Genomic DNA, 17,414 nt, shown 5'->3' with positions numbered 1-17,414 from the left:
CTTTATTTTAAAATCCCCCAAATCAATACTATCGAGCTGATCGCCGAAGCAATAGGTACAATGGTGGAGCCGACTCTTTTATCCCAATGTTTACCTTTACGGCTAGGTACATAGATCACATCTCCAGGATGTATCTGGATGTTTGAACTCAGGTAATTTTCCATAGTGGTCAGGTCTGCAATATGCGTTACGGGTTTATTATCGACCATCCTTACAATTTGAATCTTTTTCTTATTGGCATAAAAGTCGAAGTCGCCGGCCCGGCTGATGATGTCCAGTAAGGTGGTGTTGCTTTTTTCCAGCAGATATTTTCCGGGAGTTTTAAGCTCGCCTAATATCGACACCTCTTTATTTAGGATCTTTATTTCAATGATCGGGTTGACAATCCACTTTTTAAATCCCAGGGTCAGTTTTTCTTTTGCCTGAGGAACAGTTAATCCTAATAAGTTTACTTCCCCAAGTTTAGGGACGGTTACGGTGCCTTCGGTATTGATCATTAACCATTTGCCGTAGACTTCATTGGAATTGTAAATCCCGTAAACAGAGCCAACGCTCAGGTCATCATGATCCCACACGCTAATGCTGATTTTGTCGTCTTTTTCCAGTGTGTATTCGTAATGTGGATTATAGGCGAAAAGCGAATCTGTAAAACGGGTGTTTTGCCTGGCCCCTGACAGTAAATTCTGAGTGGTACAGGAAGAAAAGAATAAGACTGTGAACATTACAATGACGCAAGGGAATGACGTTTTCATGATTTTTTATGATTAGAATAAGGAGGCTATTTTGCTGAAAAAACCAGGTTTCTTCTGTTTCATCAATTCCTGAATTTCCTTAACCTTAAGCAGGACCTTCGTGATTTGCATTAATTCTTCCGGCCCTTTTACGATGTAATCAAAAGCCCCGAATTTTAAAGCGTTTACTGCGGTCGCGATATTTGCTTGTCCGGACAGAAAGACGACAAAGATGTCTGGGTTGAACCTTTTTATTTTTTTCAGTACTTCAATACCACTTAGGTTGTTCAATCCATAATCCAGAAAAATAACATCTGGTTTTTCTGTTAAATGATTGAGACAGGTGGTTTCGTTCTCAAAAATGCTGATGTCTTTATAGTCAGCGTTTTCAAGATAGATTCTATACAGGTTCAGGCAAAAGGTATCGTCATCTACCAGAAATATTTTGAATTTGGGACTTGTTGTTTCCATGATTTATAGGTTTTGATGAGTGTTAATCTAAACCGGTGCCAAACCAATAAATAGCTTTTAATTCAGTTTAGGGGAAGTTTGGAGGATTAGAGGTTCCAAATGATGGAGCTGAATTCCAGATTATGGAAACAGTCTGGTTGGACTTTAAATTTCAATTTTCGAATAAAAATGGAAGGAAAACGGCCGGTAACCTGGGATTCCTGCTGGCTTGAAGGATGATTAGTCATTCGGATGAGTTTTGAGAACGGTTTATACTAAATATAAGCAAGTAATTTTAGAATCATGACATGACGCCATAATCAATCCTTTAAATCTTTGATCTGGGCACGAGATTAGGAAGCCTTCAATATTCATCAATTGATAAAACATAAAGGCAAAAATAGCATCTGTAATAATCAAATTAGATGTGGTATCCTGTTGTTTGCAATGGAATATTTGTTTACACACACAAATGATTAAAATGATGTTTTTAAGAAAGAGTTTCGGGGTCCTGGTCTGTTGTTCATGGAGCGTTGTTTCCCTGGCCCAACAGCAAGAATCGCTGAATAAAATTTTAGGAAATTTAAATGGTTCCTTAAACTTTTCAGTCAGTCAGTTTAAGGGAACAGATCTTGTTTCACGGCAGTTTTTTAGTAAAAACAGCCCGTTAAAAACAAATACCGGAACATGGCAGTTACAGTTTAAACATACACCGGTTTCCGGACATCCTGAAGCGGTGGATATTGCCGCATCCTTTCGGGTTAGCGAGGGGACAGCACCATCGTCGGCAGTGGAAGCTTCCCTGGATTTTGGCCGCTGGAATCCGAAAAATTATGTGCTGGTACCCGCCTCGGTATACAATGGGAACCGCTATCGTGCTATAGGCGATGGATACAGTCCGGCCTATCCGAAGGATATGTATTATAATCCCTCCGTTCCGCTGACGATTTCCAATAACCCACGTTTATCGATTGAAAAAGGCATGCCCTCTACAGTTCAATTGCAAACAGGGAATGCTGCCACACCAGCCATGTGCTTCTTTTCCGAAAAGGAAAAGAGCGGCTTTATCGTGTTGACGGGACAACTGACAAAATTAGGTAATAATGGCCTGACCATTTCCGAAAATGCAGAAAAGGACAGTTGTCGTTTTGGCATTTCTGCACCTGCTGTACGCAAGCTTGCACCTGGATTTGGAGATTTTCACAACAGTGGAGACATCGCCCCGGATTGGAAAACAGGTGATGAAGTTACCCTGAATTTTAGGGTTTACGTTTTTAAAGCCGAAAGTATCCCTGCCTTGCTGACCAAATTTATGGAGGTCCGTAAGGATTTCTCAGGCGATAATCAGCCCCGTAACCTGTTGCCCATGAGTAAATTATTTGAAGTGGTTTCCACAATTACCAGGGGCAATTTTGTGCAGGTTCCGGCAGGTTCTTATTATACACCGGAAAACAACAAAGATTTTCAACTGGGATGGGTGAGCGGAATGATGAATACTTATCCTATGCTTGCGCTTAACGATGAAAAAGAACGCAGCCGGGTGGCCGCTGAGCTGGATTTTGTAGTGAACAAACTCCAGGGAAAGAGTGGCTATTTCTATGGGGGAATTAAAGCAAACGGGGAGATCAGACCGGAAAAAATGCATCCTGATTTTAAACCCGTACAAGCCATGGTCAGGAAAAATTCAGATGCATTACTTTGGTTTATGAAACACCTGATGTTGCTAAAGGCACAGGGGCATGGAAATACAATTAAAGCAGCATGGGAAACTGCAGCCGAAAAGTTGGCAAAGGCCTTTGTACGGACCTGGAAAAGTTCCGGAGAATTTGGTCAATACATTGCACCAGAAACAGGAGAAATAGCGGTATATAACTCTACTGCGGCGGCTATTGTGCCGGCGGGTTTAGCCCTGGCTGCCGACTATTTTCAAAACAAAGAATTCCTGACCGTTGCTGCTGCATCCGCGAAATTTTATTATCGCCGGGATGTTCAGCAACAAGGGCTAACCGGTGGCGACTGCGGAGACATCTCCCAGGATGCCAACTCAGAATCGGCATTTGGTTTTCTGGAATCACTCATGGCCCTGTACCACTATACAGGTGACAAACAATGGCTGAAAATGGCAGAAGTGCAAGCCGCTTTGTGTTCCACCTGGGCCATTTCTTACGATCCCGTTTTTCCTGAAAACAGTGCCATTGGAAAGCTTGGATCCCATATGGCCGGGGCGGTATGGGCAAGTATCCAGAATAAACATGCAGCGCCCGGAATCTGTACGGCTTCCGGCGACTACCTTTTCAAATTGTTCCGCGCTACAGGAAACGTAAAATATGCTGATCTGATCAGAGATATCCAGCATGCACAGGCAGAGGCAGTGAACATGCCGGGACATATCACCACCAATAACCTGATCGGATCTTCAATGGAACGGATTCAGCCAAGTGATGCGGAGGGTAAAGGGAGTATCGGTAATTTCATCAATACCCGCAACAGCTGGACCGAAACCAACGGCATATTAATGGCTATGGAACTGCCGGGTATTTATTTACGGCCGGAAAGTAAAAAGATGTATGTGTTTGACCATGTCGAGGCTAAAATTCTTGAAAATAACGGATCAGAAACCATACTCTCCATACATAACCCAACAAGGTATGATGCCAGTGTCTCCATGCTCAGGGAGACCGAAAAACAGTCGCTAAGGCCGCTGAGTTATACGGCATTTGTAAACTGGCCTAAAGTAAACATAAAGGCCGGAGAAACGGTTAAAGTGAGAATTAATAAGGCAGGTGTGCCTGGCTTATTGTAAATTGTAAATGACAAAACAGGATATGGCATTCTCTTTCACAAATCGATTGGTGCTCGGCACTGCCGGATTAGGCGGTGTTTGGGGGAACGTGGAGGCAGCAGTGTCTGTGGAAACCATTCTGAATGCTTTGGAACAGGGCCTTTCAGCCATAGATACGGCCCCGGCTTATGGGGATGCAGAGGAGTTTATCGGACAGGCACTGGGACAATGGACTGGCAATAAGCCATTGATCAGCACAAAGGTAGGACGTTTAAAAAGCTACCTGGCAACTGAAGCCCGTTATGACTACAGTGCAGATGGCATGAAACGAAGCCTGGAAAATAGTCTTCAAACGCTTGGTGTATCCGCTGTTGATGTACTTTTTCTACACGATCCCTCTGCCATTCCGGAAGCCGAAATAGAACGGATCCTGGAGCAAATGCAGGACCTTAAAAATCAGGGGTATACCAGGAAATTAGGCCTGGGTGGAAATGCGCCAGAGTTCCTGGAACCTTATCTCGAAGGTCAGCTGTTCGATGTGGTTATGGAATACAATAAACTCAATGCCTGCTGCATAGATGCATTATGTACCAGTGTCCCTTTTTATATAGAAAGCGGAAAGGAATATTATGCCGCCAGCCCGCTGAATATGGGTTTACTGGGCTGCAATTTTTCCGCGTTTACGGCTGCTCCTCCCGATTGGCTCAACTCAGATAGTGTGGAACAGGCCAAAAAGGTAAACGAAATTGCAGAAGCCTACAATATGCCCTTATCCGTGCTTGCCCATCGGTTTTTGATCAGTCTTCCTTATCCGGTTAAAATTGTGATCGGAGCAGCAAACCCACAACAACTGACAGATACGCTCTCTGCATTCCATGCAGGGCCGTTAACACCAGCACTATATTTTATCATCCTTCAGGCACTCATCAAAACTTAAATGCATCAGATAGATCACGAAATTTTTAACATACAAAAAATCCGTATCAGGGTTTTAGAGCAAGTTCCTTCGGTTACTTCTTTTCAGGACGCCACGATGGGACCTTTCCCGCATTTCGGGATTTCGATCATTACCATCGAGGATGAAGATGGGAATATTGGAGAAGCACCAGTGTATCATACCTATATCAATATCCTGGAATCCTGTTTATTTCCAATTCTGTTCCACAGCCATTCCGTTCCCTACAAAGACTTTTATCCCAAACTCTATTGGTCTATCAGAAATGAAGGATTTAAGGGAACTGCATCAGCTTTGCTTGGTCAGATTGACATGGCCTTATATGATCTGGCAGCGAGAAGAAAAAAGACCCCTTTGTATCGGTACATGGGTGCTCAGCGTAATGAAGTGAAGATGTACGGAAGCGGAGGAGGAACCAATTATACTTATGCGGAATTGGAGCAGGAGTTACAGGTTTTTATAGATGCCGGAGCAAGCTGTTACAAAATGAAAGTCGGAAAGGATTTTGGGACTAAGATTAAAGAAGACATCTCCCGGGTAAAATTTGTGCAGCAGTTCCTGGGTAACCGCATGAAACTGGCAGTAGACGCCAATCAGATCTGGTCTTGTGAAGACGTGTACCGGTTTATAGATGGTGTTGGAGAAGAAGGGCTCTGCTGGCTGGAGGAACCGGTGCACTCGGCTGCTTATGAGCAGATCGAGAAACTTTGTAAGCGGGTATCAGTTAGCGTAGCCTATGGGGAATCTGAGCGTACAGCTAAAATTTTCCCTACCCTGGTCAACTGCGGGGTAACTCACCTGCAACCGGTTCCCACACAAATAGGTGGGGTAAAGGAATGGATGGAAGTCAGAGATCTTTGTCAGCAACATAAAATCCAGTTTTCTTCTGGCGGATATTCCCTATATTCAACGGCGCTTATGGCCTCGGCAGAAGAGACGGGGATGGTCGAATATCTTTATTCTATTATGCATGGCCTTGGGCAGTATTTTTTAGTGTCTCCAATATGGAAAGATGGGAAATTTATCCTGCCGGAGACGGAAGGATTTCCGGTAAGGATAGATTGGGACTATTGTTATAAAGAAAATAAGATCATACGGGAAAGGGTATGGGAAAAGCAAAATATCCATAAGTACAATCCTGTAGTGTCGATGTAATTAACCAAATAGATTTTGAATTTATCATTTAATCAAGCTGATTATTTAGTCCTGGGGTGTTATATCTCGGTTTTGTTCTTTGTTGGATTTTACCTGAATAGAAAAGAGAAAAGTCAGAATGATATTTTTCTGGGTGGAAGAACCCTCAAATGGTGGCAGATTGGTTTTTCTATATTTAGTGCCAATGCCGGCCCGATGATGTTAATTGGTTTTGCAGGGATAGGGTTTTCCCATGGGATAGTTGGTAGTAATTTTGAATTGCTGGCCTGGATATTTCTGATGTTGTTGTCTATGATTTTCCTGCCCTATTACCTGAAAACCAAAATCAGCACCATCCCGCAATTTTTACTCATTCGCTTTGGAAAACGGTCTTATAATTTTCTGGTCATCTATAGCCTGATCTCCATATTGGTGGTTTGGCTGGGCAGTGCCCTGTATGCCGGCGGCTTATTGATTTCGGGGATATTCGACTGCTCTTTACTGACGGCCATTGTCATCATTGCACTGATAGCCACCAGCTTCACTGCTGTAGGTGGATTAAAAGCGGTTGTCCGGACGGGTGTCTTTCAATCGGTGATCATCATTGTATCTTCCATTGTACTTACTTTTTTAGGCCTTCAGAAAATTGGAAATATAGACAGTTTGCTGAGCCAGACACCGGTCTCGTACTGGAAACTTTTTCTTCCGGCATCAAACACGGAATATAACTGGATTGCCATTGTTTTGGGCTATCCGGTGGTGGCCATTTATTACTGGTGTGCGGATCAGACGATTGTACAAAAAGTACTGGCAGCAGAGAATTTAAAAGAAGGACAATATGGGGCAATATTTATTGCCGTTCTCAAGATCATCATGCCTTTAATCTTCATTCTTCCGGGGATCATGTGTTATGTTTTATTTAAAGATACGGCTCAGCCCGACAGCGCCTATATTACCATGGTCAAAAATCTGATGCCTCATGGTTTACTTGGCTTAAGCATTGCGGCACTGATAGCCTCGTTGATTGATACGGTGTCCTCGAGTTTAAACGCTTTCTGTACGGTGTTTACTTTGGATGTGGTGACGCAATTCAGGGTGCTGAATCAGGAGCAGCAGGTAAAGATGGGAAGATGGGTTACGGTTGTCGCAGCGGTAGCAGGTGTAGGGATTGCCCTGCTTTTCTCTTATTCCGGAAAGGACTTTTTTGAATTGAGCCAGGGCCTGGTGTCTATACTTGCACCTCCGCTATCTGTCGTTTTCTTAGCAGGTATTTTGTGGAAACGTGTAAATAGCATCTCTGTAGAAACCGTACTCTATGGTGGGGGATTGATCTGCCTGATATTGGGTGCCTGTCATGTGTTAAATTATCCATATAAAGGATATTGGCCACATTTTCTAATCCTTTCTTTCTATATATTTCTGGCCCTGGGCATCGTAATTGTAATCAGTACCTTAATTACAAAACCGAGGATAAATCCGGTCATCCCTTCCTTGCTTGAAGCAAAAGCTGAGGTGGTGGACAATTCCAGGTCGATTTGGATGATCTGGATGGGCCTTGCAGCCGTAATGGTTTTGATCTATATTCTTTTTAATTAAACACGTTTATGAAAAGCAGCACATTTTTAAAATCAACATTAGTGGTTTTTTTCTGCGCACTTATCCTGTGTCTGGTGCTGGGTAAAATCCTTTACCGGGATAATTGTGCAACTACAAATGAATTTGTAGAAAAGATATTTGTGGTCAATACCCTGGACAATGGTAAGAAAATGGAGGAATACCTGGCCTACCATAAAAAGGTATGGCCGGAAGTAGAGGCCGGCTTTAAAAAAGCCGGTTATAAAAACATTACGCTTTACCGCTTCAATGACTTGATTGTGATGAAGATCAGGGTTCCCCGGAATGCCAATTTAAACAAAATGGGGAAGCTCGCAGAATCTTATAGTCCACGCTGTGCGGAATGGAACGCGCTGATGAATGGGTACCAAAAAGGCGTTAATGGCACTTCGAAAGACCAGAAATGGGTAGAGGTGACCCCCTTTTACGAATTTAGTAATTAACGCTTAAGCTCAGGCGGAGTTTTTATATTGTTTGACAAAATCTCTGGGCGAGAAGCCTTTTACTTCTTTGAAGTGCTTGTTAAAATTGGAGATGTTGTTGTACCCGCTTTTGTAACAGGTTTCTGTTACATTATGGTTGCCCTCAATGAGTAATTTTGCCGCATGTCCAACCCGGATTTCTTTAATAAAGTCTACCAGCGTCCTGTTGGTCTTCAACTTGAAAAATCTACAGAAAGCTGCGGTAGACATGGGGATGATCGCAGCCACATCATGTAGCGAAATGTCTTCGGTAAAGTTCTTGAAGATATAGTCAAATACCCGGTTTATTTTGGTGGCTTCCGCAGAATTCTCAATGATGTTAAAAGAAGGCGAGGATAGGGTCCGGTAATTCTCTGATTGGGCCAGAAGGTCTAATAGCTGAAGCATTAAGGCCACGCGGGAGAGCCCGGTTTCAAACAGCATCTGATGAAGGATACTTCTTGCCCTGGTTACCGTGGCTCCTGAAAACTGAACTCCCTTTGCTGCATTTGTAAAAAGTTGATGCAGGTGCTGGGCTTCGGGTTTATCCAATAATTCCTTACCCAGAAAATGCGGAAAAAAATGAACTACAATGGCCTGTGGATTGATCTGCTCATCGATGGCATTGTAATACTGCCAGCAATGTGGTAAAAAGCTGCCAAGCAGAATCAGTTCAGTCCCTTCGAAATCCTGAATGTGATCTCCTACAAAACGTTTCCCACAACAATTTTCCATTAGTACAATTTCAAAATTGATATGAGATTTCAAAGAAGTATATTTCTTGATTTCCAGAATTTCCGACCTGACCGTAAAAGACTGATCAGGTGGGAAGGTAAAGTTCTCGTATATATATTGCATTTTAAATAAAATCTGAATGTAAGGATAAGCTGATCATACCGGATCCCGCAACATTCTTGCAGGCCAGGCCGATCAATTTTTTGTCCGGAATAATCAGTTTTTTTTTCATGGTGTCCTGGTCGTTACGTGTTTGGTATTCTAAAAATAAGTAAATATTTTAAAAAATGCAATCGATTGCCTAAAAATGTATTTTACATGTTTAGCGGGGAGGCATGATGGTTTAAAACCGGAAACCAGGAGATAGGCCAAGAGTCGCGAAAAACATCCTGAATTTTCCATGCAAATAAACCGTTATTTAGGATGAATTGTGCAAAAAAAGCATTGTAAATGGTCAAATTAGAGGTAGTTAATTGCCCCTGTTTTAACGTTCTCCGCTCCGGTGCCATCGGAAAAATCCCCTTAATTTTTTTTAGCCTGAACCAGCTCTTTATTACCATTGCCGCAAAAAAAAGAGGATGGACAGTAAAATTGACTGTATTTAACCCATTTGTAATCTAAGGAAATTTGTGCCATTGCTATTAAAAAGAAATCCAATGCTTTTTAGGTAGGCATACTATTTATTTCTCACGACTACAGCAAAAAAAACAGGATAAACCGTCAAATAAACGGTGGTTGCGCCCTGATATTCTCCTGAGTTTTACGAACCTAATAACCAAACTCATAAAATTATGATGATGAAACGTGTACTAAAAATGCCGCTGAGCCTGCTGGGATTGATCTGGCTGTTGACGCAACCTTATCATGTCCTCGCGCAGGAAAGACTGTCCGGGACCATTCTTGATGGAAAGGACAAGAGCCCGATTCCCGGCGCTACTATCGTAGCCCAGGGTGGTTCGGGGAAAGCAATAAGTAATGAAGCAGGGAAATTTGAAATCTCTGCAACCAAAGGTCAGGTACTGACCATTTCTATGATCGGTTATACAACTAAAAGTGTAAAAGCCGGTTCGGGAATGACCATCGAACTCGAATCTTCAGTGGTCAGTCTTGATGAAGTAACCATCGGTTATGGAACGCGGAAAAAGGATTTGATGACGGGCTCGGTCGCCACCATGACAATGGATGATACCAGGAGAAATTCGCCGACAACCTCTTTAGCGAACTTATTGGCGGGGCAGATGGCGGGTGTAAATGTGGCTACTGCTAATGCCCGTCCCGGACAGGCACCTTCTATTGTGGTTCGCGGAATGCAAAAGCTGAGCATGTTTAACGATGTGAATGTGCTGTTTGTGATCGACGGTTTGGTCACCCCCAACGCAGAGGATTTCAATAACCTTAGTCCGAACGACATCGATAACATATCGGTGTTGAAGGATGCTGCTGCATCGGCTGCTTACGGTGCCCGGGCTTCCGGTGGCGTAATTGTGGTGACCACCAGACGTGGATCCAGAAACGAAAAAGCTAAAATCAATTATTCCTTCAATAGCGGATTCGATAAGCGCGGAAAGAATGCGGCCTTAACGAGCGCCATTGAAGTAGGGCAGATTTTTAACCGGATTAATCCGACTGCATCTGATATCTGGACACCGGCAGATTTCGAGTATTTCAAAAATATCAATAATGGCTATGGTTATAATCAGGTCGATGCAGTCTGGCAGGATCCTTATACCACCACACATAACCTGAGTGCATCAGGCGGGGGTGAAAAGCTGAGTTATTTCATCGGGGGCTCTTATGTAAAACAAGGTGCTTTCCAGAAAAATTCCATATATCAGAAATATAATATCAGGGCAAATATTACCGCAGATATCGCTAAAAACCTGAGCGTGTTTGCAGGTCTTACTGTCAATAATAACGTCACGACGAGACCCGCAGTAACCCCGGGTGTAGTGGGAGAGGAAGCTGATATGTATCGTAAGCAATTGGTCTGGCAACCTTATCAACCGGTATGGACGGATGGCGGTCAGCCGATTGATTATGGCTGGATTGGCAATGTCGGCGCTGAAATCCGCGGCGACGCCGGATACCTTAATACACATTATTTAAAGCCGGTCATCAACCTGAAGGCTACTTATAAAGTGCCATTTGTAGAGGGATTGAGTCTTTCGTCGCAGTACATCAAAGCCTTTACCAATAACCGCGATAAACAGTTCTATAAGCGTTACAATATGGCGGTGATGAAAACGGTCGGGACACATCAGATCAGTACAAATGATGCGGATGTTTTAACTTATAAAAAATCAACACAGATTCCAAATAGTTTGATACAGGAAGCTTACAGATGGAACGAGGATGCGCAATTGAATTTCCAGTTGAACTACGACCATACTTTTGCCAACGTACACCATGTACAGGGATGGCTTGCTTATGAGCGTGCCGAAAATTCCGGTGGTGGTGCGGTAGCCGGACGGAGAACTTTTCCGGTGTACGAGACCGATCAATGGTGGGCTGCCAGTACGGATCAGCTATGGCAAAGGGCAGATGGCGATATCCAGCAAACTACCGGACGAAAATCCTATGTTGGTCAGTTCTTCTATGACTATAGCGGTAAATACCTGGCAAACTTTACCTATCGCTATGATGGATCGTATAAATTTGCGCCTGATAAACGCTGGGGTTTCTTTCCCTCAGGTTCACTCGGCTGGGTAATCTCCCGTGAAAACTTCTTTACTAAGGTAAAAGGAATTGAAATGCTGAAGATAAGAGGTTCTGTCGGTACCACCAGTGCTGATAATACAGATGCATGGCAATACCAGCAAAAGTACGGAGTAGAAGGTAGTTCTGCTTATTTCGGAACCACACCTGTGCTTAATCCTGCTATTGTTTACGGTAGCCTGGTTAACCCCGACATTACCTGGGAGAAATCAATTAACTACAATGCGGCGGTTGATGTGAATTTCTTAAAACATTTTAATGCGACTGCAGAATATTTCTACACCAAGACTTATGACATTCTGACCAAAAGGGAAGCGCAGGTACCTCCGACCTTTAGCCGCACATTGCCGGCATCAAATTATGGTGCCTACAATACAAAAGGCCTGGAGCTGACAGTTGGTTACCGTAACAGCATCAATAAGCTGAACTACTATGCGAATGTGAATGCCAGTTACTCCAATGCGACTCCACTGATTAAGGACAAAAACATTACCTATCCAACAGATATAGAAATCAATCAATCCATATCAAGACAGGTCGGCTATGTGCAAACAGGCTTTATCCGCACGCAGGCCGATCTGGATGCGTTTGTTGCTGCTCATCCAACGTATAAATTTAAGGGGATTGCGCCTGCCTTAGGTCAGTTAACCTATGCAGATTTGAGCAGTAAAAACGGTACTCCTGATGGCATTGTCGACGAATGGGACCAAAAAGTCATTTTTAAAAATACCAATCCTGTAGTATTGGGATTAAACCTTGGATTCGAATGGAAAGGAATTAGTGTTGACGCAAGTTTTGCAGGTAGCCTGCACAATTACAAAAACACTGAAAACCTGGCAGAAGGTGTAGAGTGGAACCGAATGTGGCAGCCATGGGCAGATGATGCCTGGACGCCTGAGAACCCAAATGCTTCATTGCCAAAACGTTATTCTTCGAATGATGGAACCAAGAATGTAGTTACTTCACAGAGTACTTTCTGGTGGAAGAAAGCGGATTATTTGAGATTGAGAATGCTGAATGTAGGCTATGCAATCCCTGCAAAAATTACCAATAAAATGGGGATTAACGGCTTGAAGTTATATTTCAGCGGATCCAATTTGTTTGTAATCGGCAAGTTCAATAATAAATATTACGATCCGCAAATGGGTGGTGGTTTTGATTATCCCGTGATGAAGACTTTCAATTTCGGCGTTAATCTGTCACTTTAACAATACTAAATTCTGAAGATATGAAACTGAATAATAAAATTTTTAAGCTATTTCTTGCCAATATCATGGTGCTGTTAACAGTGTCGTCTTGCAAGAAAGGATTAGATTATACGAATAACGGGGCGATTGTTCCCGAAGCGGTATGGGGTGATCCGGTAATGATAAAAGCCTTTCTGAGTGGTATATATGGGAAATCAATGCCTGGATGGCCTTTTAACGGACCTACTTCTGATGAGGGAATAAACAGCCCTAAATCCTTTAATGATAACCTGCGGGGAATGATTACTGAAGTCAATCAGGGCTCTGAAATAAAATATGAAAATATAGATAAAGTAAACTTTTTCTTAGATGAACTGGACAATCTGAAACCAGGTGTGTTAACCGATGAGGTAAAAAAACAATACATTGGCGAAGCCAAATTCTGGAGGGCCTGGCATTATTGGGGATTGGTAAGCAAGATAGGGGGAGTTCCGCTTATTTTACACAAACAGGATTTTAATGATGTACCTGGTTTGTTCCATCCGCGCAATAAAACCTCTGAATGTATTGCCCAGATTGTTAAAGACCTGGATGATGCCATTGCTGTACTTCCGGGTGTTTATTCCAATGCAGGTGTGGATTATGGCCGTATCACTAAAGTTGCTGCCATGGCGATGAAAGGCCGGGTTTTGCTGAATTATGCAAGCCCTTTATTTAATCCCTCAAATGACGCTGCGCGCTGGCAGACGGCTTATGATGCCTGTAAAGCTGCTGTCGATTATGGTGCCTTACAAGGTCATGCCCTGCACCCAAGGTACCATACCATCTGGACCGACGAGCGCAATAAGGAGGTGGTGATGGTGAATCAGTTCTTTTACCCTGGCCATCCCACTAATTTTCAAGATGTCCGTCCTGTTCAGGGTTCTAACAATCAGCCCTTGTTAACGCTGTTACTCGCTTTCCCTAAAAAGGATGGTTCTCCGATGCAGTTCGATATCAATCAACTGAGCGATCCTGCCTATAACACGCAGTTCATGACCGATTTTTATACCAATCGCGACGATCGGTTTTATGCAACCGTTCATTGTGGTGGTATGGTGTACCCTACACCGGATGAACAACCTCCAGGTTATGTGAAAGGGAATGGCTTTTGGAACATTTGGCGTTATGATGATGTACTGAAAAATTACTTTAACATCACTAATGTGATTCATGCGAATTTTTCCGGTCTTGTAGGCTTTACAGGTTTCTACCAGCGGAAAGGCCTGGATACCACAGTTGCTGTAGTAAACAATAGCCAGGCCCAGACCGACTGGGTGGAGATGCGTTACGCCGAGTTGCTGATGAATTATGGCGAATGTGCCAATGAAACGGGCAAGTCAACAGAGGCTTTAGAGGTTTTGAAAAGCATCAGAAAGCGTGCAGGGATTACCGCAGGTGCCGGAAATTATGGCATTACTGCAGTGGGACAGAACGACATCAGAGAAGCTTATATTAAAGAACGCCAGGTCGAGTTTGCTTTCGAAAGCAAGCGCTTTGATGACCTGCGCCGCTGGAAACGTTTCGACATCCTCAATAATCAGGGCAGCCGGCATGGTTTATACATTACCGTAAAAAGTATGAACAACCTGCCTTTGGCTTCTGAGAAAATTATGGATGCGGCAACCCGGACTAAGCTCACCGCGAGGTATATCGACAACCTAGACGGGGATCCCTCATTTAAATTTAACCTTGATCTGAACCATTGGTTTTATCCGCTCAGGCCATCCCAGATTTCGCAGTCGAAAGGTGTTTTACAGCAAAATAAGGAATGGGGAGGTACCTTCGATCCTTTAAACTAAAACAATACTGCGCTTAATATTTATTTATTAATCCAAGCCAGTAATGACAGACCCGGGTCTGTCATTACTGGCTTTTTTACGTATAGGGGGAAAAGATAGCATTGGTTTTTGTCAATTTAGCAGTGGTCTCAGCGGTTTTATACCGCTAGCTTTACCCTATAAGAATTGCAACACACAAGATGAATATAGAAATATGAAAAGAATTGCCATACTAGTTGTAGGTATATTACTTCCTGTAGTTTTGAGGGCTCAGGATTTTAAAACCTACCCAATGTGGAATAGTACACTTCCTGTTGAAAAGAGAGTAAAGGATTTAATTGGTCGGTTAAGTTTAGAGGAAAAAGTGGGGCAGATGTTAAATGCTGCTCCCGCCATTCCTCGTTTAGGAATTCCGGCCTATGAATGGTGGAATGAGGTGCTGCACGGTGTTGCCCGTACGCCCTATAAAACCACAGTGTTCCCTCAGGCCATTGGCATGGCGGCCACCTGGGATGCGAATTCTTTAAAGCTTATGGCGCAATATAGTGCTATTGAGGGCAGGGGAATCAGCAACAAAGCAATCCGGGAAGGGAAAACCGGCGATCGCTATCTGGGCCTCACTTACTGGACACCGAACATCAATATATTCCGGGATCCAAGATGGGGCAGAGGACAGGAAACTTATGGAGAAGATCCATTTCTGACTGCTAAAATGGGCTCGGCATTTGTGAAAGGCCTGCAGGGCGATGATCCAAACTATTTGCTCGCTGCCGCCTGCGCAAAACATTATGCGGTCCATAGCGGACCTGAACCGACCAGACACTCTGATAACATCAACCCAAGTACTTACGACCTTTGGGATACTTATTTACCCGCTTTTAAGGAACTGGTGGTCAACGCCAGGGTGGCCGGTGTGATGTGTGCTTACAATGCAGTGAACAGTCAGCCTTGCTGTGCCAACGATTTGCTGATGAACGACATTCTGCGCCGTCAATGGAAGTTTACCGGATATGTAACGAGCGACTGCTGGGCCATTGATGATTTTGTTAAAAACCATAAAACCCATAAAAGCACAGCCGCCGCTTCTGCAGATGCCGTATTTCATGGTACAGATGTAGAATGCGGAACCTCCGTTTACAAATCACTGGTAGAAGCAGTGAAAACCGGTATCATCACGGAAAAAGAAATTGATGTTTCTGTAGCCCGGTTATTTACCATCAGGTATCGCCTGGGATTGTTTGATCCCGCAGAAAAAGTAAAATACAGACAAATCTCAGAAAATGTATTGGAGGCACCGGAGCATAAAGCGCATGCGCTTAAAATGGCCAGACAATCTATCGTCCTGCTTAAAAATACACAGGGACTGCTGCCGCTTGCAAAGTCCGCAAAAAGAATTGCGGTAATCGGGCCCAATGCCGATAATAAAATTGCACAATTGGGAAATTATAACGGTTTTCCGACCCGTAATGTATCTGTTCTGGATGCGATTAAAGAGAAACTCGGTCCGCAGACTGCTGTTTCTTATGATGAAGGGGTAAATTTTACTTCTGACACGCTATTTGTTCCTGATGAAGGACAACCGATATTTCAGGGAGGAGTAGAAATGGCCTATTATAACAATACTAAACTCGAAGGACCTGTCATTTACAATACAGTGGCACATCAGATTGATTTTTCGATGGCCGAAGGACAGGCTCCGGCACCTGGTGTTTCCAACGTAAATTATTCGATCCGTTTCAGTGCCACGATTAAACCTGCCTCCAGCCAGACAATCACCTGGAAAATGGAAGGCGACGACGGATATCGCCTGAAGGTAAACGATTCCCTGATGCTGAACAGCTGGAATGGAAGTCAGGGGCAACGTAATTTTCGCTTAAAAGTCGAAAAAGATAAAACGTATAAAATTGTATTGGAATATTGGCAGGGCAATGGGAATGCGACCATGAGGATGAAAAGCGGAAACAATAAAAAGGCAGACATGACTGCAATCGCAAACCATGCTTCCGAATCAGATGTCATCGTTTTTGTGGGTGGGATTTCTCCTGAACTGGAAGGAGAGGCAATGTCGGTGAATGCAAAAGGTTTTCATGGTGGAGACCGTACCTCGATTTTACTTCCCGCAGTACAAACGGAAATGCTGAAGCGTTTACAGGCGACAGGAAAACCTGTTGTGCTGGTCTTGCTTACCGGAAGTGCTATTGCCATGCCCTGGGAAACGGAGCATATTCCGGCAATTCTCAACGCCTGGTATGGTGGTCAAAGTGCCGGAACTGCAGTTGCAGATGTATTGTTTGGCGACTATAATCCTGCAGGAAGATTGCCGGTAACATTCTATAAAAGCGATGCAGACCTTCCTGACCTGTTGAACTATAACATGAAGGGGCGCACTTATCGTTATTTTAAAGGAGCGGTACAATATCCTTTTGGCTATGGTTTGAGTTACACCAAATTCCACTATTCGTACATTAAAGCACCGCTACAGCTTAAAAAAGGAAAACCTTTAGTCGTAGAAGCAATGGTAACAAATACAGGTAAGGTTAAAGGAGAGGAAGTGGTTCAATTGTATGTTGCGCATTCGGGATCGAAACAAATGGCTCCAATCAGGGCCTTAGCAGGATTTCGCCGCATTGCACTGGAGCCGGGCAGCTTCGGGAAAGTACGTTTTGAGCTGACTGCAGATCAGTTGATGCTGGTGGACAGCAATGGAAACCGCTATCAGCCGGAGGGGGCACTGACCATCAGTGTAGGTGGAGGACAACCGGGAGTAAAACAGGTCACCACTTCGAACGTGCTGGAGCAAAAGATAATGATAAGCAAGTCCTATTAACAT

The 17,414-nt window shown here is 43.6% G+C and carries 11 protein-coding genes; 8 read left to right on the top strand and 3 right to left on the bottom strand.

The window, feature by feature from the left end:
* Nucleotides 1–2: 2 nt before the first annotated feature.
* Both DBR43_RS30675 and DBR43_RS30670 read right to left on the bottom strand, forming a co-directional pair.
* Nucleotides 3–752, bottom strand: a complete 750-nt coding sequence (locus DBR43_RS30675) for a polysaccharide biosynthesis/export family protein (RefSeq protein WP_124587169.1) — start codon at nt 750–752, stop codon at nt 3–5.
* Nucleotides 753–764: 12 nt separating this feature from the next.
* A complete protein-coding gene (locus DBR43_RS30670) occupies nt 765–1,202 on the bottom strand; it encodes a response regulator (RefSeq protein WP_124587168.1) in 438 nt (145 codons plus the stop codon).
* Nucleotides 1,203–1,662: 460 nt separating this feature from the next.
* Here DBR43_RS30670 and DBR43_RS30665 point away from each other — a divergent pair, with 460 nt between their 5' ends.
* Genes DBR43_RS30665 through DBR43_RS30645 form a run of 5 tightly spaced genes read left to right on the top strand, consistent with a single transcriptional unit; the run spans nt 1,663 to nt 8,109 of the window.
* Nucleotides 1,663–3,984 (top strand): hypothetical protein, encoded by a 2,322-nt coding sequence (locus DBR43_RS30665; RefSeq protein ID WP_124587167.1) that lies wholly within the window; start codon nt 1,663–1,665, stop codon nt 3,982–3,984.
* 7 nt (nt 3,985–3,991) lie between these two features.
* Complete coding sequence (locus DBR43_RS30660) at nt 3,992–4,900, top strand: aldo/keto reductase (protein ID WP_124587166.1); 909 nt, start codon at nt 3,992–3,994, stop codon at nt 4,898–4,900.
* Entirely contained in the window at nt 4,901–6,073 is a 1,173-nt protein-coding gene (locus tag DBR43_RS30655) for an enolase C-terminal domain-like protein (protein WP_124587165.1), read from the top strand.
* 15 nt (nt 6,074–6,088) lie between these two features.
* The gene (locus DBR43_RS30650; protein WP_158622641.1) at nt 6,089–7,648 is read left to right on the top strand and encodes an SLC5 family protein; all 1,560 of its coding nucleotides are present in this window, start codon (nt 6,089–6,091) and stop codon (nt 7,646–7,648) included.
* Between the two features lie 8 nt (nt 7,649–7,656).
* A complete protein-coding gene (locus DBR43_RS30645) occupies nt 7,657–8,109 on the top strand; it encodes an L-rhamnose mutarotase (RefSeq protein ID WP_124587163.1) in 453 nt (150 codons plus the stop codon).
* A gap of 9 nt (nt 8,110–8,118) precedes the next feature.
* Here DBR43_RS30645 and DBR43_RS30640 read toward each other — a convergent pair whose 3' ends face one another.
* Nucleotides 8,119–8,985 (bottom strand): AraC family transcriptional regulator, encoded by an 867-nt coding sequence (locus DBR43_RS30640; protein WP_124587162.1) that lies wholly within the window; start codon nt 8,983–8,985, stop codon nt 8,119–8,121.
* Between the two features lie 668 nt (nt 8,986–9,653).
* Between DBR43_RS30640 and DBR43_RS30635 the strand changes: the two genes are divergently transcribed.
* The 3 genes from DBR43_RS30635 (at nt 9,654) to DBR43_RS30625 (ending at nt 17,411) form a co-directional block, all read left to right on the top strand.
* Complete coding sequence (locus DBR43_RS30635) at nt 9,654–12,785, top strand: SusC/RagA family TonB-linked outer membrane protein (protein WP_124587161.1); 3,132 nt, start codon at nt 9,654–9,656, stop codon at nt 12,783–12,785.
* A 20-nt stretch (nt 12,786–12,805) separates the two neighbouring features.
* A complete protein-coding gene (locus tag DBR43_RS30630) occupies nt 12,806–14,605 on the top strand; it encodes a RagB/SusD family nutrient uptake outer membrane protein (protein ID WP_124587160.1) in 1,800 nt (599 codons plus the stop codon).
* Nucleotides 14,606–14,798: 193 nt separating this feature from the next.
* The gene (locus tag DBR43_RS30625) at nt 14,799–17,411 is read left to right on the top strand and encodes a glycoside hydrolase family 3 C-terminal domain-containing protein (protein WP_124587159.1); all 2,613 of its coding nucleotides are present in this window, start codon (nt 14,799–14,801) and stop codon (nt 17,409–17,411) included.
* Nucleotides 17,412–17,414: the final 3 nt, after the last annotated feature.

Source organism: Pedobacter sp. KBW06 (assembly GCF_003852525.1).
Taxonomy (GTDB): Bacteria; Bacteroidota; Bacteroidia; order Sphingobacteriales; family Sphingobacteriaceae; genus Pedobacter.
This window is presented reverse-complemented; position numbering and strand designations above follow the sequence as displayed.